General features: G+C 64.3%; 26 protein-coding genes. 16 read left to right on the top strand and 10 right to left on the bottom strand.

Annotated elements, in window-relative coordinates; translation table 11 throughout:
- Window positions 1-45 precede the first annotated feature (45 nt).
- Both U5822_RS01620 and U5822_RS01615 read right to left on the bottom strand, forming a co-directional pair.
- Complete coding sequence (locus tag U5822_RS01620; RefSeq protein WP_322853873.1) at window positions 46-615, bottom strand: NnrU family protein; 570 nt, start codon at window positions 613-615, stop codon at window positions 46-48.
- 12 nt (window positions 616-627) lie between these two features.
- A complete protein-coding gene (locus U5822_RS01615; RefSeq protein ID WP_322853872.1) occupies window positions 628-1,503 on the bottom strand; it encodes a LysR family transcriptional regulator ArgP in 876 nt (291 codons plus the stop codon).
- Between the two features lie 88 nt (window positions 1,504-1,591).
- Between U5822_RS01615 and U5822_RS01610 the strand changes: the two genes are divergently transcribed.
- Window positions 1,592-2,197: a LysE/ArgO family amino acid transporter gene (locus U5822_RS01610; protein ID WP_322853871.1), complete on the top strand. Its 606-nt coding sequence runs from the start codon at window positions 1,592-1,594 to the stop codon at window positions 2,195-2,197.
- Between the two features lie 109 nt (window positions 2,198-2,306).
- Window positions 2,307-2,777: a DUF4442 domain-containing protein gene (locus tag U5822_RS01605; RefSeq protein WP_322853870.1), complete on the top strand. Its 471-nt coding sequence runs from the start codon at window positions 2,307-2,309 to the stop codon at window positions 2,775-2,777.
- 10 nt (window positions 2,778-2,787) lie between these two features.
- Here the strand turns inward: U5822_RS01605 and U5822_RS01600 are convergent, their stop codons facing one another.
- Window positions 2,788-3,285: a C40 family peptidase gene (locus tag U5822_RS01600; protein WP_322853869.1), complete on the bottom strand. Its 498-nt coding sequence runs from the start codon at window positions 3,283-3,285 to the stop codon at window positions 2,788-2,790.
- Window positions 3,286-3,366: 81 nt separating this feature from the next.
- Window positions 3,367-4,038: an SOS response-associated peptidase gene (locus tag U5822_RS01595; protein ID WP_322853868.1), complete on the bottom strand. Its 672-nt coding sequence runs from the start codon at window positions 4,036-4,038 to the stop codon at window positions 3,367-3,369.
- A gap of 53 nt (window positions 4,039-4,091) precedes the next feature.
- Here U5822_RS01595 and arfB point away from each other — a divergent pair, with 53 nt between their 5' ends.
- Window positions 4,092-4,505 (top strand): alternative ribosome rescue aminoacyl-tRNA hydrolase ArfB, encoded by a 414-nt coding sequence (gene arfB, locus U5822_RS01590; protein ID WP_322853867.1) that lies wholly within the window; start codon window positions 4,092-4,094, stop codon window positions 4,503-4,505.
- Here arfB and U5822_RS01585 read toward each other — a convergent pair.
- Complete coding sequence (locus U5822_RS01585; RefSeq protein WP_322853866.1) at window positions 4,496-5,572, bottom strand: alpha/beta hydrolase; 1,077 nt, start codon at window positions 5,570-5,572, stop codon at window positions 4,496-4,498. The genes arfB and U5822_RS01585 overlap by 10 nt on opposite strands.
- 109 nt (window positions 5,573-5,681) lie before the next feature.
- Here U5822_RS01585 and U5822_RS01580 point away from each other — a divergent pair, with 109 nt between their 5' ends.
- The 6 genes from U5822_RS01580 to U5822_RS01555 all read left to right on the top strand — a co-directional run bounded on the left by U5822_RS01580 (window position 5,682) and on the right by U5822_RS01555 (window position 10,370).
- Complete coding sequence (locus U5822_RS01580; RefSeq protein ID WP_322853865.1) at window positions 5,682-5,999, top strand: putative signal transducing protein; 318 nt, start codon at window positions 5,682-5,684, stop codon at window positions 5,997-5,999.
- A 98-nt stretch (window positions 6,000-6,097) separates the two neighbouring features.
- Window positions 6,098-6,790 carry an SDR family oxidoreductase gene (locus U5822_RS01575; protein WP_322853864.1) on the top strand — a complete coding sequence of 231 codons (693 nt, stop codon included), beginning with the start codon at window positions 6,098-6,100 and terminating at the stop codon, window positions 6,788-6,790.
- 207 nt (window positions 6,791-6,997) lie between these two features.
- Window positions 6,998-7,426 (top strand): organic hydroperoxide resistance protein, encoded by a 429-nt coding sequence (locus U5822_RS01570; protein WP_322853863.1) that lies wholly within the window; start codon window positions 6,998-7,000, stop codon window positions 7,424-7,426.
- Window positions 7,427-7,439: 13 nt separating this feature from the next.
- Window positions 7,440-8,198, top strand: a complete 759-nt coding sequence (locus tag U5822_RS01565; RefSeq protein WP_322853862.1) for an SDR family oxidoreductase — start codon at window positions 7,440-7,442, stop codon at window positions 8,196-8,198.
- 4 nt (window positions 8,199-8,202) lie between these two features.
- Window positions 8,203-8,772 (top strand): RNA 2',3'-cyclic phosphodiesterase, encoded by a 570-nt coding sequence (gene thpR / locus U5822_RS01560; RefSeq protein ID WP_322853861.1) that lies wholly within the window; start codon window positions 8,203-8,205, stop codon window positions 8,770-8,772.
- Window positions 8,773-8,912: 140 nt separating this feature from the next.
- Window positions 8,913-10,370: a bifunctional GNAT family N-acetyltransferase/carbon-nitrogen hydrolase family protein gene (locus U5822_RS01555; RefSeq protein WP_322853860.1), complete on the top strand. Its 1,458-nt coding sequence runs from the start codon at window positions 8,913-8,915 to the stop codon at window positions 10,368-10,370.
- A 6-nt stretch (window positions 10,371-10,376) separates the two neighbouring features.
- Here the strand turns inward: U5822_RS01555 and rluF are convergent, their stop codons facing one another.
- Window positions 10,377-11,312, bottom strand: a complete 936-nt coding sequence (rluF, locus tag U5822_RS01550) for a 23S rRNA pseudouridine(2604) synthase RluF (RefSeq protein WP_322853859.1) — start codon at window positions 11,310-11,312, stop codon at window positions 10,377-10,379.
- A 172-nt stretch (window positions 11,313-11,484) separates the two neighbouring features.
- Between rluF and U5822_RS01545 the strand changes: the two genes are divergently transcribed.
- From U5822_RS01545 to U5822_RS01530, 4 genes are read left to right on the top strand one after another with little or no spacing between them, the layout of a single operon-like run.
- The gene (locus tag U5822_RS01545; RefSeq protein ID WP_322853858.1) at window positions 11,485-12,084 is read left to right on the top strand and encodes an ABC transporter ATP-binding protein; all 600 of its coding nucleotides are present in this window, start codon (window positions 11,485-11,487) and stop codon (window positions 12,082-12,084) included.
- A complete protein-coding gene (locus U5822_RS01540) occupies window positions 12,071-12,877 on the top strand; it encodes an ABC transporter permease (RefSeq protein WP_322853857.1) in 807 nt (268 codons plus the stop codon). Before U5822_RS01545 ends, U5822_RS01540 begins: the two co-directional genes overlap by 14 nt.
- A 4-nt stretch (window positions 12,878-12,881) precedes the next feature.
- Complete coding sequence (locus U5822_RS01535; protein ID WP_322853856.1) at window positions 12,882-13,874, top strand: CobW family GTP-binding protein; 993 nt, start codon at window positions 12,882-12,884, stop codon at window positions 13,872-13,874.
- Window positions 13,875-13,876: 2 nt separating this feature from the next.
- Window positions 13,877-14,527 (top strand): class I SAM-dependent methyltransferase, encoded by a 651-nt coding sequence (locus U5822_RS01530; protein ID WP_322853855.1) that lies wholly within the window; start codon window positions 13,877-13,879, stop codon window positions 14,525-14,527.
- On the opposite strand, the gene U5822_RS01525 is transcribed toward U5822_RS01530, so the two are convergent.
- Entirely contained in the window at window positions 14,508-15,506 is a 999-nt protein-coding gene (locus tag U5822_RS01525; RefSeq protein WP_322853854.1) for a PA2778 family cysteine peptidase, read from the bottom strand. The two genes, U5822_RS01530 and U5822_RS01525, sit on opposite strands and share 20 nt — an antisense overlap.
- Entirely contained in the window at window positions 15,507-15,908 is a 402-nt protein-coding gene (locus U5822_RS01520) for a PA2779 family protein (RefSeq protein ID WP_322853853.1), read from the bottom strand. It abuts the gene before it with no gap.
- Between the two features lie 210 nt (window positions 15,909-16,118).
- Between U5822_RS01520 and U5822_RS01515 the strand changes: the two genes are divergently transcribed.
- From U5822_RS01515 to U5822_RS01505, 3 genes are read left to right on the top strand one after another with little or no spacing between them, the layout of a single operon-like run.
- Window positions 16,119-17,765, top strand: coding sequence for a serine/threonine-protein kinase (locus U5822_RS01515; RefSeq protein WP_322853852.1), 1,647 nt, complete (start codon window positions 16,119-16,121; stop codon window positions 17,763-17,765).
- Complete coding sequence (locus U5822_RS01510; protein WP_322853851.1) at window positions 17,765-18,517, top strand: PP2C family protein-serine/threonine phosphatase; 753 nt, start codon at window positions 17,765-17,767, stop codon at window positions 18,515-18,517. The genes U5822_RS01515 and U5822_RS01510 overlap by 1 nt, the downstream gene beginning before the upstream one ends.
- 15 nt (window positions 18,518-18,532) lie before the next feature.
- Window positions 18,533-18,883, top strand: coding sequence for an FHA domain-containing protein (locus tag U5822_RS01505; RefSeq protein WP_322853850.1), 351 nt, complete (start codon window positions 18,533-18,535; stop codon window positions 18,881-18,883).
- Here the strand turns inward: U5822_RS01505 and U5822_RS01500 are convergent.
- Both U5822_RS01500 and U5822_RS01495 read right to left on the bottom strand, forming a co-directional pair.
- On the bottom strand, window positions 18,880-19,620 hold the full coding sequence (locus tag U5822_RS01500; protein ID WP_322853849.1) for a glutamine amidotransferase: 741 nt from the start codon (window positions 19,618-19,620) through the stop codon (window positions 18,880-18,882). The two genes, U5822_RS01505 and U5822_RS01500, sit on opposite strands and share 4 nt — an antisense overlap.
- Window positions 19,621-19,646: 26 nt before the next feature.
- On the bottom strand, window positions 19,647-20,378 hold the full coding sequence (locus tag U5822_RS01495) for a YebC/PmpR family DNA-binding transcriptional regulator (RefSeq protein WP_322853848.1): 732 nt from the start codon (window positions 20,376-20,378) through the stop codon (window positions 19,647-19,649).
- Between the last annotated feature and the right edge of the window lie 199 nt (window positions 20,379-20,577).

Raw genomic sequence — 20,577 nt, 5'->3', positions numbered from 1 at the left:
AGTCGGTAAGGCAGTGGGGTAAGTATAGACCCCGGGCTGCCCCGGTCAGACAGGCGATACGCCGATCAGCCACTGGTGGGCCCAAAGCACGGTGACCACGTACAGCGCCAGCCCCCCGACCACGGCGATCAGGTCGTTGGCCTTGCCCTGGGGCAGGGTCGGCGTCGCCCGCGGCGCGCGTCGCTTGATGGAAATCCGGTCGACCACGGCCCAGGCCAGGAACGCGCCGAACAGCAGGGTGTCGTGGAGCATGCCATTGGCCAGCAGGTGCGCCAGGGCCCAGAGTTTCACCGCCACCAGCGTCGGGTGCTTCAGCGTGTGCCGGATGCGGCCGGGCAGGTAGGTCGCCAGCAGCAGCGGGAACACTGGCACCAGGAGCAACAGGGCTAGATGCCGGAGCCAGCCCGGCGGGGTGTAGAGGACGGTCGGGTCCATGCGGGCGGCGCCGTAGCCGACCACAATCAGGACCAGGCCGATCAGTGCGATCAGCGAGTACAGGCCCTTGAACGGGATTTCGCCCAGTGATGCCTGCAGGCGATTGCGCAGTGGCTCGTTGACGATGGACAGCGAGTGAATGCCGAGAAACAGAACAAGGCCGGCGATCAGTGTGGCCATTCCCACAGCTCCTTATTGGGTAAACGTTGCGTTGGATGTCAGGGTTTGTGTCAGTCGGTCCATGATGCCACCACCGTGGCGCCAGAAGTGCCAGTATAGCTGTACTTGCAAGGACTTACCGGGGGCAATGCTGATCAGCCTGCCGGCGGCCAGTTCCTTGCGGACCTGGAGTTCGGGAATCATGCCATAGCCCATCCCGGCGAGCGCCAGCTTAACAAATCCCTCCGATGACGGGCACAGGTGGTGCGGGACACTGCCGTGAAAGCCGCACTCGGCCAGGAACCGGTGCTGCAGTTGGTCGTTGGGACCGAACACGATGGCGGGGGCGGTCTCCAGACTGTCGTGGTTAAACCCGCCGGCAAAGTGCCGGCGCACATAGTCCGGCGTGGCCAGGGGCAGGTAGGTCATGCTGCCCAACGGCACGCTGCGGGCTCCGGCGACCGGCTGCGGACTGCTGCACAGGCACGCGGCTACATCCCCTTCACGCATGCGGCGCAGGCCCACGTCCTGATCCTCGATCACCAGGTCCAGCAACAGGCTTTCCTCGCTGCAGAAGGCGCCGATGGCCTCACCCCACCAGGTGGCCAGGGTATCGGCGTTGAGTGCGATGCGCAGTCGTGCCGAGGGTTCCGACAGGGCCGGAATCGACCGGGCCAGGTCCCGTTCCAGCAGCTGCACCTGTTGTACGTGGTTCAGCAGGCGCTGGCCGGCGGGCGTGGCTTTCAGGGTCGGGCTGCGCACCAGCACCGGTTGGCCCATACGAATCTCAAGGGTGCGGATCCGCTGGGACACCGCCGACTGGCTGAGTCCGAGCGCCGCTCCGGCTTTTTCGAAACCGCCACACTCGGTCACCGTGGCCAGCGCTTCCAGCAGTTTGTAGTCAATCATAAGTAAAACTTATGCAGCATTATGAGTATGAATTTCAAGTATAGCCGGGAGTCGCTATGCTTGCGCCATCATTTGAGGAGGTCCTGCTGTGCTGGAGAGTTATCTGACCGGGTTGGTGGTGTGTGGCGGCATCATCGTGGCGATTGGCGCCCAGAACGCCTATATCCTGAGCCAGGCCATTCGCCGGGAGCACCACTGGTGGTCCGCCGGCATCTGCATGGTGGCGGACGTCACCCTGTTTACCCTGGGCATGTTCGGGGTCAGCGCCGCGCTGATGGCCATGCCGGAAGCCCTGGAACTGCTGCGTTGGCTGGGGGTCGCGTTTCTCGGCTGGCTCGCGGTGCAGGCGTTCTACCGTGCCAGCCGGGGCCGGGTAGCCCTGGAGGCGGGCGAGTTCACCAAGCGCAGCCTCAAGGGGGTACTGTTCACCACCCTGGCCGTTACCCTGCTCAACCCGCAGGTGTATCTGGACACCTTGCTGCTGATTCCCGCAGTCGGGGCCCAGCAGGAAAACGCCACCACCTTTGTCGCCGGCGCCAGCAGCGCCTCCATCCTCTGGTTTGGCCTGGTCGCCTGGGGCGGTTCGGCCCTGGCGCCGGTGCTGTCGCGTCCGACCGCCTGGCGGTTGATCGATGGCGTGATCGGTCTGATGATGGCGGGTATCGCCCTTCAGTTGGCCTTCAGTGGGCTGTGACCGGCCCGCAAAAAAATCAAACGACCGTATGAATTTTCCTTGCATGCCCGCGCGCCCTTGTAGAAGATAGGCTGCTACTTAAAGCCAATTCCTCGACAAGGGCCCACCCATGAATCGAAAAGTACGCCAGTGGTTTGCCAGTGCCGGTGCCCTGCGCCGGATGCTGACCGCTTTCGCCCCGTACCTGGGCGCCGGCGTGGCCGTGACCCACGTCGCCGAGGATTTCAGTTCCGCGACCGTTGAGCTGCGCCAACGCTGGTACAACACCAACTACGTGGGCACCCACTTCGGTGGCTCGCTGTACAGCATGGCCGACCCCATGTACATGCTGCTGCTGATGCGGCGGCTGGGCAGTGACTACATCGTGTGGGACAAATCGGCGAGCATTGATTTCGTCCGGCCCGGCAAGGGCACGGTCAGGGCCCACTTTGAGCTCACCGACGAGCGGGTCGAGGAAATCCGTCGCCTGACCGAGAATGGCGACAAGCACCTGCCGGAATGGAACGTCGACATCCTGGACGAATCCGGTGAAGTGGTCGCCCGGGTGCACAAGGTCCTGTACGTGCGCAAGAAACGCTAGCGCCGGGGCGTCATTCGAACCGTCGGGCCTGGGTGTAGCGGTCTTTCCAGTAGTAGCCATCCAGGTCCGACAGGGTCACCCCCACCGACGTTGAGGAATGCATGAAGCGATTGTCGCCCATGTAGATCCCGGCGTGTTGCTCCTTGCCGCGTATCCGGAAGAACACCAGGTCGCCCGGGCGGATGTCGTCCGTTGCCACCACTTCCCCGTATCGGAGCATTTGCGAGGTGGTCCGTGGCAGCTGCTGGCCCAGACCTTCATCGAACGCCGCGCGGATAAACCCGGAGCAATCGAACCCCCGGGCCGAGGTGCCGCCGTATTCATAGGGCACGCCGGCGTAGCGCTCATACACCTGCCACAGCTTCTCCGCCTTGGCCGAATCGGGCGCGCCGGCAACGGTCGTGGGCCGCAGGTCGGGGCCGCTCGACAGCTGGTTGGTGCTGGCGCAGCCGCCAAGCACGAGGGTGAGCAGCAGCACCAGGAACAGCGGGCGGGATGGGGCAGGCATGCAAGGACTCCGGGCGATCAAATCAGCCCTTACCTTATTCGTGCCGGCGCCGAATGTCAGGTTACGGTCATTGAAATGTCGCTACCCAATGTTTCGGATCAGCTCCGGGGCGTCGTGCCGGGCGTTGTTGACCGCGGTCGAGACCCGGAAGGCCTGCAGCTGCTCGGGCGGCAGCCGGCGTGTGGCGGCGCGTATGCTGTCGCGGTCGGTGCGCGCGGGGTCCAGCCAGTCTCTCAGGCAACCCGGGTCAAGCACCACCGGCTGACGGTCGTGAATGTGACGCAGGTGTTCGCTGGCCGGCTCGGTGGTGATGGCGCAGGCGGTGGTGTGGTCGCCCTCGTGCGGCGTCCAGATTCCGGCGAAGAAAATCGCCGGGTTCTGCCGGGCGTCGGCCGGGGTGATGTAGTGGGGTTCCTTGCCGCTCGGGGTCTGCCGCCATTCGTACCAGCCGTTGGCAGGGATCAGGCAGCGGTGCTGGGCGAACGCCTCCCGGAAGTAACCGGACGTGGCCACGCTCTCGGCGCGGGCGTTGATCGGGGTCGGCGCCTTGGCGCCGGCCCAGGCCGGACGGAAGCCCCAGTCGGAGTGGGTGAGCAGCAACGGGCCGGTCATGGTGGAGCGGATCATGGCAATGCCGACGCCGGGCGGAATGTTGTAGCCCGGCTCGAAGTGGCCGTCCACTTCCAGATCGTCAAGGTCGAACTCGTTGATCAGGGTTTCCGGCGGCGTGTAGAAGGTGAATCGTCCGCACATGTCCTGTTCCTGCGTTTGCGGCTTGCCGGCCCGGGATTTGTTATCCTTCGGCCATGCTGAAACTGTCCAATGCTGTTGAACTTGCTGATTGGGAAATCGACATCTCCCAGATCCGTGCCCAGGGTGCCGGTGGCCAGAACGTGAACAAGGTTGCCTCGGCGGTGCACCTGCGCTTCGATATTCTGCACTCCAGCCTGCCGCCGTTCTACAAGGAACGGTTGATGGCCCTGAACGATCAGCGTATCAGCAAGGACGGTGTCCTTATCATCAAAGCACAATCCTTCCGAACCCTCGAATTGAACAAGGAAGACGCGCTGCAGCGACTGAAGGAACTGATTCAGGAAGCGGTGAAACCGCGCAAGGCCCGACGGCCGACCAAGCCGTCCCGGTCCGCCAAGCGCAAGCGGGTCGACAAGAAAACCCAGAAAGGCAAGGTTAAGGCCTTGCGCGGCAAGGTTCAGCTCTGACGGGCGCGGTGCTCCTGTTCGCCGGCTTCGACTCGCTGCAGGAACGCCTGGATGTCGTCAAAGGCCTCGTCTGCCTCCGGCAGCAGCGACACGAAGATGTGCCAGACATGGACCATGCCGGGCCAGGTGTGCAGCTCCACCGGTGAGCCCTCGGCCTGGGCCTTGGCGGCGTAACGCCGGGCATTGTCGAGCAGCATTTCGCTGTCACTGGCGTGAATCAGCACCGGTGGCAGGTTGCGCAGATCTCCGCGCACCGGTGACGCCACCGCGCTCGCCGGTGACACCCGGAAGGCGGCCAGGGTGGCCCACCAGATGACCGGCAGCGGCACCCGGGACAGGCCGCCGAAGGTGGGACCGAGCAGGGGATCGGTGCGGATGTTGTCCCGATTGCTCGGGGCCGTCAGGGTCAGATCGGTGGAGGGCGACAGCGCCACGGCAGCGTCGGCCTGACGCAGCCCGTTATCCCGGATCCACGCCAGCAGGCCGAGGGTGTGGCTGCCACCGGCGGAATCGCCGGCAACCACCACAAACGACGCGTCCTCCGCGCCGTCGGGGCCATGCTTGAGCAGCCAGGTGTAGGCCTTGCGACAGTCCCGAACCCCATCCATGTAGCGGTTCTCCGGCATCAGCCGGTAGTCCACCGCGAACACCGCGGCGTTGGCCAGGTGCGACAAACGGTCGGTAATGCCCCGGTGGCTGCGCGGACTGCCGGCGGCCCAGGCACCACCGTGAATGTAGAGGACCCGCCGGCGGGTATCGACACCCGGTGCTAGCACCCACTCGCCCTTGGGGTCGTCGGTGCCGCGGAATTCCGAGGCCAGCTCCAGACCATCACTCAAACCGTCCATGTGTTGCCGCAAGGCCAGCAGCCTGGCCTTGCCGCGCAAGCCCCGGGAACTCTGGCCCAGTTCCCGGATGCGGCCCAGCACTTCCTGATGGGCGTCGCTGGGTGCGCCCTCGCGAACCGGGTGGTCGTGCTGGTCGAGATGGGACAGATCCTCAATCCGGAACAGCACCAGGGTAATGATGACGATCAGGGCAATCAGGGCGAGAACAAACCAGAGCATGGGCGGACCGTGTCAGATTGGCCCCGGGGTCAGGGGCGAACTATGCTTCAGATAATACCCGTAGATGGCGGCGGGTGCTGCCTTCAAAGATCACAGAAGGAGCAGGGCGATGCAAATAGCATATCGGGCCCGTGATATCACCGAGGCTCACATCGTAGCCGGGCTGCTCAATGCCCATGGCATCGAGGCGCACGTAGGTGGCCATTACCTTCAGGGCGCCATGGGTGAAATCGGCACAGCCGGATTCAGCAATGTCCATGTCGAAGACGACGATCTGTACCGGGCCCGGGAACTGGTCCGGGAATACGAGGCCGGCGGCCACGCCGTGATCGCCACCGATCCAGCCGAGGACAAGCCGGACTTTTATGCCCGGTGGTTCCTGCTGGCCCTGGCCATCGTCGCGGTGTTTCTGCTCAACGCCTACTGAGTCAGCCCACGGCAGCGTCCATCCCGCCCTGACGTTGATCGGCTGCCTGCCGGAGGCCGTAGACCCTCCCACACACACTCGCACAGGAGCATGATGTTATGGCGAACTCGCCAGTGATGTTGATTACCGGGGCGTCGTCGGGCATTGGCGCCGCCACGGCCCGAGCGGCGGCCCAGGCCGGCTACCGGCTGGTGTTGGCGGCCCGGTCCGAGGACAAACTGGCAGCGCTGGCCCAGGAGCTGGGTGGCAGCGGCCAGGTGCTGACGGTGCAGTGCGACGTTCAGAGCGGGGACGATCAGAAGGCCATGGTCGACCGGGCCCTGGCGGAGTTTGGCCAGATCGATGCGGTGTTCGCCAACGCCGGTCGGGGTGGCGAGCCCGGCGGCTTCAGCGGCGCCGATCCGGAGGTCTGGAAAGACATGATCCTGACCAACATCTACGGAGTCGGGCTCACCGTCCAGCATTGCCTGCCGGCGCTGCGCGAGAGCCAGGGGCACTTATTGCTGACCGGGTCGGCTGCCGGCCGGGTGACCATTCCCGGCTCCATGTACAGCGCCACCAAGTGGGCAGTGTCGGCCATTGGCTACGGGGTGCGGGAGGAGCTGCGCGGTAGCGGCATCCGGGTGACCCTGATCGAACCCGGCATGGTGGACACACCGTTCTTCGATGAGCGCCCGGCCCACGCCCTGAAATCCGAAGACATTGCCAACGCGGTGATGTACGCGGTGTCCCAGCCGGCCCATGTCGACGTCAATGAAATCCTGGTGCGGCCGACGCCGGCCCAGCAGTGACAAATGCAGAAGAGGGCGATTTCCCGCTTTCCGGGAAATCGCTCTTTCTGTTCGTAATGGCTTACGAGACAATGGGTTACTGGGCCCAGGCGAAGGGCCATTGCAACACCCAGAGATTGGTACGTGATAACCGTTTGAATTCCGAGCAGGCCTGAATCCGCACGGCGCGGTCCGGGCCTGATCATTACCCAAGAGCAGGAGAGTGTTATGTCCATTGAAGAAGTTCTTTACCGCGCAACCGCAGAAGCCACCGGTGGTCGCGATGGTCGCGCCATTTCCTCGGACGGCATCCTTGATGTTGAACTGGCCACGCCCAAAGAACTGGGCGGCGCTGGCGGCAAGGGCACCAACCCAGAGCAGTTGTTCGCCGCTGGCTATTCCGCCTGCTTTATCGGCGCCATGAAATTCGTCGCCGGCCGGGATAACCTGCCCATGCCGGAAGACGCCTCCATCGAAGGCCAGGTGGGTATCGGCCAGATTCCCGGCGGTTTCGGGATCGAAGTGGAGCTGCGCATCAGCCTGCCGGGCATGGACGACGCCCAGGCCAAGCAGCTGATCGACGAAGCCCACAAGGTCTGCCCGTACTCCAACGCGACGCGTGGCAACATCGACGTGACCCTGAAGCGGGTCGACTGAACCGGAGGCTGCCATGAACGACACAGAACAGGTCGCGCTGGTGACCGGTGGCGCCAAGGGTATTGGTCGAGGCATCGTTCAGCATCTGGCCAGCAATGGCTGGCGCGTTGTGTTCTGTGACGTCGATGACTCGGTCGGCAAGGCGCTGGCCGACGGCAGCGATGGCCAGGTCAGGTTCATTGCCGCCGATGTGGCCAGCGAACGGTCGGTCAAGAAGCTGGTCAGGGAAACACTGGCCTGGGGTGGTCGTCTGGATGCGGTCATCAACAACGCCGGCATCGCCAATCCGGAGACCGGGCCTATTGAGGACCTGTCGCTGGCGGACTGGCAACGGCGGCTGGACGTTAACCTGACCGGTCCTTTCCTGGTCACCAAGCACGCGGTGCCTCATTTGCGGGACAGTCGCGGCGCGATCGTGAACCTGGCCTCCACCCGGGCCCTGCAATCCGAACCGGAAACCGAAGCCTACGCCGCCACCAAGGGCGGCGTGGTCGCGTTGACTCACGCGTTGGCGATGAGTCTCGGGCCGGACATTCGGGTCAACTGCATCAGCCCGGGCTGGATCGACACCCGCGCCTTCCAGGGCCAGCCGGAAGGCGTGCCGCCACTGGCGCAATCCGACCACCGCCAGCACCCCGCTGGTCGGGTCGGCCGGCCCGAGGACATCGCCTCGCTGGTGGCCTACCTGATTTCGCCCGCCGCCGGCTTCATCACCGGCCAGAATTTTGTGGTCGATGGCGGCATGGTCCGCAAGATGATCTACGAGGACTAGGCCGGTGGCGCGCCTGTTCTTCGCCCTGGATCTGCCGGCAAGGGTCCGGCGCCAACTGCTGCGCCTGCAGGCCCCGGTGCCCGGCGCCCGGTGGCAGAATGACGCGCAATTGCACCTGACCCTGCTGTTTCTCGGCCGGGTCACGGAACAGGCGGTGCCCGAGGTTTGCACCGCGGCCCGTGATCTGCCGGTGGCCCGGTTTGACCTGGAGGTGCGCGGCCTGGGCTGTTTCGGTCGCCCGGAAACGCCCCGTAACCTGTGGGCCGGGGTCCAGCCCACGGCGCCGGTGGTGGCACTGAATGATGCACTCAGGCAACGCCTGGCGCCCCTGGGGTACGAACTCGAGACCCGGCCGTTCCGGCCGCACATTACCCTGGCGCGGTTCCGGCAACGCCGGGGCTCGGTGGCGCCGGTATTGGCCGAGCACGACCAGGACACCTTCGGTCCGGTTTCGGTCGACAACTTTGTCCTGCTGGAAAGCACCCAGGGCCCGCACGGATCGGTATATACCGTAGTCGAGCGTTTCGGGCTGAGGAATTCGGTTGACGAAATCGACGACGCCCACCAAAGATAGGGTATGTATGGCGCCTTTTTGAGGTGTGTATGTGTCCTCCGTTTTCAGATCCTGAACAGCGTCTCTTCGTTCGTCCTGCCAGCCTTTCTGATATTCCCGGAATCATTGCCCTGAGCCGCCGCGTTTACGCCGGCACCGGAATGTACGGGTACACCAAGGGGCCGCTTACCGGCCAGATCAACACCTTTCCCGATGGCCAGTTCGTGGCCATGCTGGGCGACACGGTGGTGGGCTACTGCGCCACCTTCAGGATGGCCGGCGAGATTGCCCTGGCCCCCCACGACTGGACCTCGATCACCGGCAACGGCTATGCCTCCCGACACGACCCGGAGGGCGACTGGCTGTACGGCATGGAGGTCTGCGTGGACCCGGAATGCCGCGGCTACCGGATTGGCGAGCGGCTCTACAACCAGCGCAAACAGCTGTGCCAGGACCTGGGGCTGCAGGGCGTGGTGTTTGCCGGCCGCCTGCCAACCCTGGCCCGACGCCTGAAGAAATACGACTCGGTCGAGGCCTACGTGGCGGCGGTCCAGTCCAAGGAACAGTCGGATCCGGTGCTGTCTTTCCAGCTGCACAATGGTTTCGAGGTGCACGGCATCATTCCCCATTACCTGGACGCCGACCGCGCCTCCCTCGGTTACGGCATTCACCTGATCTGGCGTAACCCCAAGGTGCCCCAGGCCGGCCCCGGGGAGAAAACCAAGCGCTATGGCAAACGCATGCCCGACACGGTGCGGGTCGGCACCGTGCAGTACCAACAGCGGCCGGTGGCGTCGTTCGAGGAGTTCAGCGAGATCGTGCGCTATTTCGTGGATGTGGTGTCGTCCTACAAGGGCGATTTTGTGGTCTTTCCCGAGCTGTTCACGCTCCAGCTACTGTCCATCGAACGCCGGGATGGCAGTGCGGCCGAGGCCTTCGCCGCGGTTACCCATTACGCCGGCCGATTCCGGGAGCTGATGCGGGACCTGGCGTTGCGCTACAACATCAACATCGTTGCCGGCTCCACCCCGGTCAGGGAAGAGGACGGCACCGTGCACAACACCGCGTTCGTGTGCCTGCGGGACGGCCAGGTCTTTACCCAGCCCAAGATCCACCCGACCCCGAACGAGGCCTACTGGTGGAACGTGAAAGGCGGCAACCGGGTCGGCGCCATCGACACCGATTGCGGCCCCATTGGCGTGCTGATCTGCTACGACGCGGAATTCCCGGAACTGACCCGGCACCTGGTGGACCAGGGCGTGCAGATCGTGTTTGTCCCCTTCTGCACCGACGAGCGCCAGAGCTACCTGCGGGTGCGCTACTGCTGCCAGGCGAGGGCGGTGGAGAACCAGGTGTACGTGGTGATGTCCGGTAACGTCGGCAACCTGCCCAATGTGCCGAACATGGAAATCCAGTACGGCCAGAGCTGCATCCTCACGCCCTGCGATTTTCCGTTCGCCCGTGACGGCATCGCCGCCGACACCGAGCCGAACGTGGAAACCGTGGCCTTCGCCGATCTGCGTCCGGAAGTGCTGATCACCGCGCGCAACAGCGGCACCGTAAAGAACCTGCAGGACCGCCGGCACGACCTCTACAGCGTCAACTGGCGCGGGGAGTAGGGCGGTTCAGCGTTTGCTGCTGCGCTGGCGCTGCTTTTTCGGTTTGGGTCGGGACGCCGGCTTGGCGCCTGGCCGACCGGTCGGTTTGCCTCCGGGTTTGCCCCCCGTCCGCTGGCCCGGCCCGGTCTTGCGCGCAGGCTTGTTGCCCGGACGTTTGCCGCCGGGTGACGGCTTCTTGCCCGGGCTGCGCACCTGTTTGCGAGCGCCCGCGGGCGCTTCCGACGACGAATCCTTGATGGACTCGAACAGCACGGCCAGCTCCTTGCTGGTGAGATCGCGCCACTGGCCCGCGGGCAGGCCACCAAGCTGGATGTTCATAATGCGCACCCGTTTCAGCTTGGTGACCTCGTAGCCGAAGTGCTCGCACATGCGGCGGATCTGCCGGTTCAGGCCCTGCACCAGGACAATGCGGAAGACATTGCGGGATTCCTGCTGGACCCGGCACTTCTTGGTCATGGTGCCCAGGATCGGCACGCCGCCGGCCATGCCCTGGATGAATTCCCTGGTGATGGGCCTGTCCACCGTCACCAGGTATTCCTTTTCATGATTGTTGCCGGCGCGCAGGATCTTGTTCACCAGGTCGCCGTTGCTGGTCATGAAAATCAGGCCTTCGGAGTCCTTGTCGAGCCGGCCGATGGGGAAAATCCGCTCGCTGTGCCCGACGAAGCGCTGGATGTTGTGCTTTTCGGCGTCGTCGGTGGTGCTGACAATGCCAACTGGCTTGTTCACCGCAATGAACACCAGATCCTCTTCGGAACGCGGCTCGATCACCTGGCCGCTGACCTTGACGGTATCGCCGGGCGCGACCTGATCCCCCACGGTGGCCCGCTTGCCATTGATGAACACCTGGCCCTGTTCAATGTAGCGATCGGCCTCCCGGCGGGAGCAGAGTCCGCTTTCGCTGATGTACTTGTTCAGGCGGGTGGAGGAGCTTGTGGTCATGACGGATCCGATCGGTGACTGGCAGGCGCCATGATAACAGGGGCAGTGCGGGCTGACAGCCTCTGCGCTGGCGCTTTGGGCCGAGCTCTGCCATGATCGGAGGCGCTCCCAGGCTGTCCGATAACCAGTCTTTCCAACTGAATTCCAAGATCATTCCGGTGTCACATTGACCATGCTCAGGCTGAATAAGGTTGCGGTCGGCGCTCTCAAGGACATCTCCCTGAGCCTGCGTGGCGGCGAGTGCGTCTGCCTGTCGGGGCCATCGGGCTCGGGCAAAAGCCGGTTGCTTCGCGCCATTGCCGACCTGGACCCCCACCAGGGTGACGTTGAACTCGATCAGACCGCCCAGGGCCGGGTCTCAGGCCATGCCTGGCGGCAGCAAGTGATGATGGTGCCGGCGGAAAGCCAGTGGTGGTGTGAGACCGTGGGTGAGCATTTTCACTCGCCAAGCGAGGAACCTCCGGATGCGCTGCGGTTTTCCCCGGACGTCATGACCTGGTCGGTGAGCCGGCTGTCGTCCGGTGAAAAACAGCGCCTGGCCCTGTGGCGAGCCCTGGCTCGGAACCCGCGGGTACTGCTGCTGGACGAACCCACCGCCAACCTGGATGACCAGATGACCCGTCAGGTCGAGGCCTGGCTGGTCGACCAGATCCGCCGGCGGCACCTGATCGCCCTCTGGGTCGCCCACGACCAGGGCCAGATCGAGCGGGTCTCCGATCGCCATCTCGGCATTCGCGGCAGTGCATTGGAGCGCATCGATGGAAGTCATTGATCTGGCCTGGTGGAAGCTGGCGCTCACGGCCCTGCTCATTCTCCTGCTCGCCGGGGTGAGCCTGGCGAGCCGGCTGGGGATTGCCCGCAGCCTGCTGATTGCCGCCAGCCGGACCGTGATTCAGCTGGCGCTGATCGGTCTGGTGCTGGAAGCCCTGTTCGCCTCGTCCGAGTTCATCTGGATTGCCCTGCTGGCGACGGTCATGCTGGCGGTGGCAGGCCGGGAAGTCATGGCCCGGCAACAGCGCCGACTCCGTGGCTTCTGGTCGTTCGGGCTGGGCACCGGCGCCATGTTCGTTTCCTCCTTCACCGTGACCGTGCTGACCCTCACCGTGGTGATCGGGCCGGAGCCCTGGTATGCGCCCCAGTACGCCATCCCGTTGCTGGGCATGATGCTGGGCAACACCATGACCGGGGTGGCCCTGAGTCTGGATCGGCTGAACGAAGCGGTCTGGAGTCAGCGGGCGGTGATCGAGAACCGGTTGATGCTGGGGGAGCCCTGGCGGGTCGCCCTGGAAGACATTCGCAAACACGCCATGCGCAGTGGCATGATGCCGTCCATCAACGCCATGGCCGCCGCCGGTATCGTCAGTCTGCCGGGGATGATGACCGGCCAGATCCTGGCCGGCAGCCCGCCGTCGGTGGCGGTGAAATACCAGATTCTGGTAATGCTCACGATCACCGTGGGCACCGGCTTTGGTACCCTGCTTGCCGTGGCCTGGGGCAGTCGTCGCCTGTTCGACGAGCGGGAACGACTGCGACTGGACCGATTAGTATCAACGACCAACCGATGAGGCCATGCCCGATTCCATGAAATCCCCCATTCCCACCAATCTGATCTTTGGCTTTCTCGGGGTCGGCAAGACCACCGCCATCCTGAACCTGCTGAAAGCCCGGCCCGAGGGCGAAGTCTGGGCCGTCCTGGTGAACGAATTCGGCGAGGTCGGCATCGACGGCGCCATGCTCGAGTCCGAAGGCGTCGCGATCAAGGAAATACCCGGCGGCTGTATGTGCTGCGTCGCCGGCCTGCCCATGCAGATTGGCCTGAACCAGCTGATCATGAGGGCGAAACCGGATCGTCTGCTGATCGAGCCCACCGGCCTCGGCCATCCGTCGCAGATCCTGACCACCTTGACGGACGAGCACTACGCCGATGTGCTCGATCTGAAACCGGTCATCACCCTGGTGGACCCGCGCAAACTGGAAGACCCGCGTGTGCTGGATAACGTCCAGTTCCGGGACCAGGTGGCGGCAGCGGACATCCTGGTTGCCAACAAGACCGACCTGGCCAGCGCCGATCAGATGGCCGGGTTTGAACGCTGGGTCGAGGCCCAGGACCGGCCGGAGCGCCCGGTGTTCCGGACCAGCCAGGGCCGGTTGCGACCGGAATGGCTGGAAGGGCAGACCGAGCTGCCGCCGGTGACCGATCCCCACGCCCATCACCACCACGCGGACAAAGCCGAGGCGCCCGCGCCGGATATCAACGAACAGCCCTGGCAGCGCCTGCGCAACGCCGGGCAGGGCTTTGTCAGTCTGGGCTGGCGTCTGGATCCGGCGCTGCAGTTTGATGAAAACGCCCTGATGTCGCTCGCCTTGGACGACCGCTTCGTCCGCTTCAAGGCGGTGGTGCACTGCCGTGATGGCTGGCGGACCTTCAACATGGTGGATGGCGCGTTGTCGGTGAACGACGCCGACCCCCGTGCACTGTCCCGGGTCGAAGTGATTTCCGCCGCTGAGTTGCCGGAAGCGGACCTCGACCGACAGCTGCGTCAGGCGGCGGGACAGGACTGACCATGGCTGACTGCCCGGTGTGTGAACGGGGTGCGCTGGTGTCCTTCCAGACGGTTCAGAGTCAGCACTACCTGCGGTGCCCCGAATGCCAGGCCACGGTCATGGCAGAGGCCTGCCGGTTATCCGCGGACCAGGAGCGGGCGATTTACGATTTCCATGAGAATGAGGCCGATCCGGGCTACCGTCGGTTTCTCTCGAAACTGGCCGAGCCCCTGCTGGCGCGTCTGACGCCGGGCCAGCAGGGGCTGGACTTTGGCTGCGGACCGGGGCCGGTGCTGGCCGAGATGCTGACCGAGGCCGGAATGGCGGTGAGCCTGTACGACCCCTTCTTCCATCCGTCGACCGATGCCCTGGCGCGCCAGTACGACTTTGTTGCCTGTACCGAAGTGGTGGAGCACCTGCACCAGCCCGCCCGGGTGTTCCGGCAGCTCGACGGTCTGCTCAAACCCGGAGGCTGGCTCGGCGTCATGACCTGCTTCCAGACCGACGACAGCCGGTTCGCCAACTGGCATTACCGGCGGGACCCAACCCACGTGGTGTTCTACCGTGAACACACCCTGGCGGTCATCGCCGGGCAGCTGGGCTGGAGCCTGTCGGTGCCACGCAAGGACGTCGCGTTGTTCCAGAAGCCGGTCACGGCGAGGCCGGCGTAGGCACCGGGCAGGCCGGAACGGCGCATTGGGCCGGACCATCGGCGGCGGGGTTAAGTGTCACCTCCTGATCGAAACGTTCCGGCGCCAGGGTTGCGGCGCAGTGCTGGGCCCTGGTGGCTTCGGTTTCACAGCCCAACTGGCCCAGGGTGTGGGCCAGGTTGTTCCAGCCCACGGCCTCCCGGGGGAAGCGGGTCACCATGCGGGCAAACTGGTCAGCCGCCTCCGGCAGTTGCTTGCGGGTATAGGCAATGTTGCCCTGGCCGAGAATCGCGGCGGGCTGTTCCGGCCAGCGTTGCTCGGCGGTCTGGTAGGCGGTCAGCGCCGCGTGGGTGCGGCCAGTCACTTCCAGGTCGCTGGCGGAAGCCAGGTAGCCCAATGCCGTGGCGGTGGCCGGAATCTCGTCCGGTGGCAGCATCACCGCCGCCCAGTGGTCCGATCGGGCCCAGGTATTGGCAAACACCTCCACGCTGGTCTCGTGCCGCTCCCGGGTGTCGGTGTGCAGGATGATGGTTTCCCGCTCCGCGTCAAAGCCAATCACCACGGCAAAATGCCACTGTGGCCACCAGTCGAACAGCAGGTTCTGCATCACCAGCACCGGGTTGCCGGCGGCCACCTCGGTCAGCAGACTCTCCAGGCTCCCATCGAGGGTGTACACCAGCATGTTGTGGGCACGCCCGGCGGCCACCATTTCCACCTGCAGCGAGCCTTCGCGGCCCGGGATGTAGACCAGGTCCCGCAGCACGTCGGGGTCGGTGTTCAGGCCCTGGGCATTCAGCATCATCGCCAGAGACGCCGGGCCGCACTGATACCGCTCCTGGGGGTAGAAGGGCACCTCCGTGAGCAAGGTGCGGGACTGCAGGGCTGGGGACGTGTCAGCGCCACTGGGCCATTGCGGGGCGGTGGCGCAGCCGGCCAGCTGCAGGATCAGGAATAGCGCGATCAGGCGGCCGGCCGGCACGGAGAAGTGAGCGGAAGTCACTTACCGGATGCAGTTAATGAATGGGAAGATATTGGTGGCGCACAGCATGTCGGTGATGATGAACACCAGCAGGAACAGCACGATGATGCCAACCACGTCCTGGCCGGCCGGTGCTTCTGCCAGGGTTTGCTCGAAGTCCGCCAGTTCCTGGGGAGTCAGATTCTGGATCCGGTCGCGTACCTGATCCTCACTCACACCCATGTCGGCCAGTTTGTCCTGCACCGCCTGGGTGTCCAGCATGTCCATCAGTTGCTGACGGTCCAGTTGGACAGTCTGGTCATAGACCATCTCGCCGGTTCCCACCATGGCGGCCGTCGCCGTGGAAGACCAGACCGACCCGAGGGCCAGCAGCAGGGCCATAACAAATGAAACATTTTTGAGATGTTTTCTAATACCGGACATATCTAACTCCTTTTTTCGTTATGTTCTAAGACCATAGACCAACTATGGGCTGACCTTCAATTTACGAAGCCGTCAGGATTCGGATCAAACCGGTCGTGAGGCATCTCTCAGGTAAACAAACCCTTACAAAAAACACCCCCGTGCCCGTATCGCCCGTCCCCGACTGTTTCTAAACTTGAGCGCATACATTCCCAAAAGAAAAAGATACGTGTGAATTCCATAATTTACCTTTGCTCGCACCTGTTCAGCCTGAGACTGCTGGTGTTCGTTCTGGCGGTGGTGCTGGCTCTGGCGGGAGATCAACTGGCGGCGTTCAGCTGGGCCGACCGGGTCCTGCTGGGCCTGTTGGGCGTGCCGGATGCCGAGTCCGTCTCGGTGCCCATCCCCGTGGAGGCGGTGTCAGCGACACTGGCGGCGCGGGAACTGGCGGAGCCGGCCTGGTCCGGGTTGGCGATGCGGATCAGCCTGTTGGTCGCTGCGCTCTACCTGGTGCTGGCAATCCCGAGGATGGGAGCGACGGTGGCACTGCCGGTGACCCTGTTGCTGGCTGGGTCGCTGGTGGTGGCGCAGGCCGCCATGAGCTTTTATCGCAACGAATGGCTGCCGCTGGGGGAAGTGCTTACCCTGCTGGGCGCCGGCTTCGTGCTGATGCTGTACTGGCTGCAACCCCAGCGGCAGATCCGCGAGCTCACCGCCAATGCCCGCGAGGCGCGCCTGCGGCTGGCCCGACTGACCCTGCAGCAGGGCCATACCGACGAGGCCCTGGAGGTCCTGCACGCTTGCCCCAAGTGCGACGGCGCGCTGGAGTTGCGCTACGACATCGCCATCCAGCAGGAACGTAAGCGCCAGTACGACAAGGCGGTGCGCACCTACCGGGACATCCTGGCGCAGCGCAAGAACTTCCGGGACGCCGGCGAGCGCCTGGCGGCCCTGGAAAAACTGTCGAGCGAGGGGACGGTGGTACAGTCGGGCGGCTTCGACAGCACCCGCACCCTGGTGATGCCGGAACAGTCGGTCAGCCGGCCAACGCTCGGGCGTTACGAGATCGACCGTGAAATCGGCCGCGGCGCCATGGGCGTGGTCTACCTGGGCAAGGACCCGAAAATTGCCCGCACCGTGGCGATCAAGACCCTGAATTACCATGCGTTTGACGACGGCCAGCTGACCGAGCTGAAAGCCCGCTTTTTCCGTGAGGCCGAGGCGGCCGGACGGCTGAATCACCCCGCCATTGTCACCGTGTACGACGTGGGCGAGGAGGCCGACCTGGCCTACATCGCCATGGATTACGCCCAGGGCAGGGCGCTCAGCGACTTTGGCAAACCCGGCCGGTTGCTGCCCCTGGCCACGGTCCTGGACATCATTGCCCGGGTGGCGGATGCCTTGGCCTACGCGCACAGTCAGAAGATCGTGCACCGGGACATCAAGCCCGGCAACATCATCTACAACCCCGACGATGGCGACATCAAGATCACCGATTTCGGCATCGCCAAGATCTCCGACGACTCCCGGACCCGTACCGGCAGCGTCATGGGCAGCCCGCTGTACATGTCCCCGGAACAGCTCAAGGGCCAGAAGGTTACCGGCGCGTCGGACATCTACAGCCTGGGGGTCACCCTGTACAAACTGGTCAGCGGCGAGACCCCGTACCAGGGCGATACCCTGGCCAACCTGACCTACCAGATCCTCAACAAGCGCCCCCGCAGTGTCCGGGAATTCAACGCGGAACTGCCCAATGGCGTGGTCCGACTGATCAATAAGGCCATCCAGCGCGAGCCGGACAAACGGTTTGCCTCCGCCGCCGCCATGGCCGAGGCGGTTCGCCGGCTGGCGGTGCGCGAAGCCAGGGAGGCGTCCTGATGAGTATGGAGATTGCTGGCCGCAGTCACACCGGTGCCGTGCGCGAGCGCAACCAGGACGTCGTGGCCTGGGAGGTGCGGGACGACGGCGGCGCCGGCCTGCTGCTGGTGGCCGATGGCATGGGTGGTTACCAGGGCGGTGAGATCGCCAGCCGCATGGCCGCCGATGCGGTGCTGGAAGCCCTGGTGCCCCGGCTGTCCGGTGTTCAGACCCCGACGCCGGCGCTGAGCGTCGAGGAAAGCCTGATGGCGGCGTTTGCGCTGGCCAATGAGCGGATCCAGGAGCGGCGGGCTACCGATGCCCGGCTCGACAAGATGGGCACCACCCTGGTGGTGGCCTGGCTTGACGGTGATCAGGCGCACATCGCCCACGTCGGCGATTCCCGGTGTTACCTGATTCGGGCCGGCAAGGCCCACTGCCTGACCCGGGACGACACCGTGGTCCAGAACATGCTCGATGATGGCAGCATCACCGAGGCGGATGCGGCCAATGTGCCGTTCCGCAACGTCCTGACCCGCGCCGTCGGCGCCATGGAGGCGCTGGAGGTCAGCTACCAGTGCCAGCCGCTACAGCCGGGTGATCGGCTGCTGCTGTGCTCGGACGGGCTGACCAATGCCGTGGCGCAGTCGGACTGGGAAGGGGTACTGACGGCCGAGGACAGCAACGAGAGTGCCGTGGAGGCCATGATCGAGACCGCCCTGGATAACCTGGCCTCGGACAATGTCTCCGTTGTTTTACTGACCCTGAATTAAGCAGAGGAACCTGAGATGGCTTCGTTTTCACAGCTGGTCGACAACGTGGTGGTCAACACCTTTGAGCTGCAGCCAGCGCAAACCCGCATCGGCCGGCGCGCCGATAACGACATCCGGATTGACGAGATTTCCGTGAGCGGTCATCACGCGGTGATAGAAGCGGTCCCCAACGTTTACCTCGAGGGAACGGTGGACTTCTACATCACCGACAGCGACAGCACCAACGGCACCTTTGTGAACGACATCCGGGTGGAAAGCCGGCAGCGGCTGAACAGCAACGATGTGGTGCGGGTGGGCTGGAACGAATTCCGGTTTGTGGATGAGGACGAAAACGCGCTGGAGAAAACCGCGTACATCCTCGACTAACCCCGCCGATTCAATACCAGCTCGGAGAATCGCTGGAGCAGGCTCGAGGCCGCCGGTGCCGGTTCCACGGCGGCCAGCAGGGCCTCGGGGTCCAGGTTTTCATCGGTCAGCTCCGGAGCCTGCACCCGCAGGTAAGCGGTCATGACCGCGTCGCTGAATTCCGGGTGAAACTGCACGCCCCAGGCACAGTCACCAAAGCGGAAGGCCTGGTGCGGCTCGAAATCACTGTGGCCCAACAGCACCGCACCCTCAGGCAGCCGGAGAACGGACTGCTTGTGGGTCAGCTGGGCCGGGAAGCTGGCCGGCAACTCCCGGAACAGCGGGTCGGCCTTGGCGTCGGGCCGTAAGGTCACGGTCCGGGTGCCGGTTTCCCGGCCATCCGGGTGGTAGCCAACCTGGCCACCGAGGGCATGGGCCAGCAGCTGGTGACCGTAGCAGACCCCGAATACCGGTACCGATTCGTCCACCGCCAGGGCCAGCCAGGCGGCGGTGGCCTCACTCCAGGCGGCGCGTTCGCTCACCATGGCCGGGGAGCCCGTCACCACGATGCCGTCCCAGTCGGAGGGCTGGCCCGGGTTCTCGCCTTGCTCGACATTCACCACGGTCAGCGACAGCGCCGACGACAGCCCCCGAACGAACCAGTCCTCAAAATCCCCGGCCTGCTCCCGAATGGTCGGGTAGGTGGTTCCGGTCTTCAGGATGACAACCCTGGGCTGTGGGCTGCGTGGCTCGCTCATATCAGGCTCCTGCTCGGGCGTTGGGGTTACTCGGAGTGCTCGGCGACTTCGGCGTTGTGGAACACGTTCTGGACGTCGTCCAGGTCGTTCAGCATGTCCAGGAACTTCTCGAACATCGGTACGTCATCGCCTTCCACCGGGGTGGTGGTCTTGGGCAGGAACTGGATTTCGTCGGTTTCGAAATCGATGTCCGGGAAGGCGTCAGCCAGGGCCTGGCGGGTCTTGGCGTACTCGGTGTTCGGGGTGAACACGGTGATCAGGCCGTCTTCGTTCTCAATGTCGGTCACGTCGACATCCGCTTCCATCAGCGCCTCAAGCACGGCCTCCTCGTCCTCGCCCTTGAAGGCAAAGATGGCGCAGTGATCGAACATGTGTGCCACGGCGCCCGGGGTGCCGATCTTGCACTTGGTCTTGGTGAAGGCCAGGCGGACATCGCCGAAGGTGCGGTTCGGGTTATCGGTCAGACAGTCGACGATGACCATGCAGTTGCCGGGACCATAGCCTTCGTAACGGGCCGGGGAGTAGTCCTCGCCCGCGCCGCCCTTGGCTTTGTCGATGGCCTTTTCGATGACGTGGCTCGGAACCTGGTCCTTCTTGGCACGATCAATCAGGCCGCGCAGGGACAGGTTGCCGTCCGGGTCGGTACCGCCGGATTTTGCGGCCATGTAAATCTCACGACCGTATTTGCTGTACACCTTGGTTTTTGCCGCGGCCGTCTTGGCCATGGATTCCTTGCGATTCTGGTAGGCTCTGCCCATCTTCGCTGCCTCTTGTTTTGCTGAAAACGGTGGATTTTACTCAACATTGGCGGTGCGGGACAGGTTTGATTAATGGCTTGGCAAATCCGACGGAGTCACCGACTTGACGTTTTTAGGGGAAATGCTGAACTAAATGAACAGGTGGTCCTGTTTTCAGCCTGTTTTATCCACGAAACCCAGAAGGCCCGTTGGCCAAGGG

Source organism: Marinobacter qingdaonensis, assembly GCF_034555935.1.
GTDB classification, from domain to species: domain Bacteria; phylum Pseudomonadota; class Gammaproteobacteria; order Pseudomonadales; family Oleiphilaceae; genus Marinobacter; species Marinobacter qingdaonensis.
This window is presented reverse-complemented; position numbering and strand designations above follow the sequence as displayed.

Bases quoted from the DNA above. Each gene is read 5' to 3' on its own strand.
- U5822_RS01605 (WP_322853870.1), top strand. From the start codon at position 2,307: ATGAATCGAAAAGTACGCCAGTGGTTTGCCAGTGCCGGTGCCCTGCGC.
- U5822_RS01615 (WP_322853872.1), bottom strand. From the start codon at position 1,503: ATGATTGACTACAAACTGCTGGAAGCGCTGGCCACGGTGACCGAGTGT.
- U5822_RS01555 (WP_322853860.1), top strand. From the start codon at position 8,913: ATGTACGGGTACACCAAGGGGCCGCTTACCGGCCAGATCAACACCTTT.
- U5822_RS01600 (WP_322853869.1), bottom strand. From the start codon at position 3,285: ATGCCTGCCCCATCCCGCCCGCTGTTCCTGGTGCTGCTGCTCACCCTC.
- U5822_RS01530 (WP_322853855.1), top strand. From the start codon at position 13,877: ATGGCTGACTGCCCGGTGTGTGAACGGGGTGCGCTGGTGTCCTTCCAG.
- U5822_RS01595 (WP_322853868.1), bottom strand. From the start codon at position 4,038: ATGTGCGGACGATTCACCTTCTACACGCCGCCGGAAACCCTGATCAAC.
- U5822_RS01545 (WP_322853858.1), top strand. From the start codon at position 11,485: ATGCTCAGGCTGAATAAGGTTGCGGTCGGCGCTCTCAAGGACATCTCC.
- U5822_RS01500 (WP_322853849.1), bottom strand. From the start codon at position 19,620: ATGAGCGAGCCACGCAGCCCACAGCCCAGGGTTGTCATCCTGAAGACC.
- arfB (WP_322853867.1), top strand. From the start codon at position 4,092: ATGCTGAAACTGTCCAATGCTGTTGAACTTGCTGATTGGGAAATCGAC.
- U5822_RS01535 (WP_322853856.1), top strand. From the start codon at position 12,882: ATGCCCGATTCCATGAAATCCCCCATTCCCACCAATCTGATCTTTGGC.
- U5822_RS01520 (WP_322853853.1), bottom strand. From the start codon at position 15,908: ATGTCCGGTATTAGAAAACATCTCAAAAATGTTTCATTTGTTATGGCC.
- U5822_RS01540 (WP_322853857.1), top strand. From the start codon at position 12,071: ATGGAAGTCATTGATCTGGCCTGGTGGAAGCTGGCGCTCACGGCCCTG.
- U5822_RS01495 (WP_322853848.1), bottom strand. From the start codon at position 20,378: ATGGGCAGAGCCTACCAGAATCGCAAGGAATCCATGGCCAAGACGGCC.
- U5822_RS01505 (WP_322853850.1), top strand. From the start codon at position 18,533: ATGGCTTCGTTTTCACAGCTGGTCGACAACGTGGTGGTCAACACCTTT.
- U5822_RS01580 (WP_322853865.1), top strand. From the start codon at position 5,682: ATGCAAATAGCATATCGGGCCCGTGATATCACCGAGGCTCACATCGTA.
- U5822_RS01510 (WP_322853851.1), top strand. From the start codon at position 17,765: ATGAGTATGGAGATTGCTGGCCGCAGTCACACCGGTGCCGTGCGCGAG.
- U5822_RS01585 (WP_322853866.1), bottom strand. From the start codon at position 5,572: ATGCTCTGGTTTGTTCTCGCCCTGATTGCCCTGATCGTCATCATTACC.
- U5822_RS01575 (WP_322853864.1), top strand. From the start codon at position 6,098: ATGGCGAACTCGCCAGTGATGTTGATTACCGGGGCGTCGTCGGGCATT.
- rluF (WP_322853859.1), bottom strand. From the start codon at position 11,312: ATGACCACAAGCTCCTCCACCCGCCTGAACAAGTACATCAGCGAAAGC.
- U5822_RS01565 (WP_322853862.1), top strand. From the start codon at position 7,440: ATGAACGACACAGAACAGGTCGCGCTGGTGACCGGTGGCGCCAAGGGT.
- U5822_RS01570 (WP_322853863.1), top strand. From the start codon at position 6,998: ATGTCCATTGAAGAAGTTCTTTACCGCGCAACCGCAGAAGCCACCGGT.
- U5822_RS01620 (WP_322853873.1), bottom strand. From the start codon at position 615: ATGGCCACACTGATCGCCGGCCTTGTTCTGTTTCTCGGCATTCACTCG.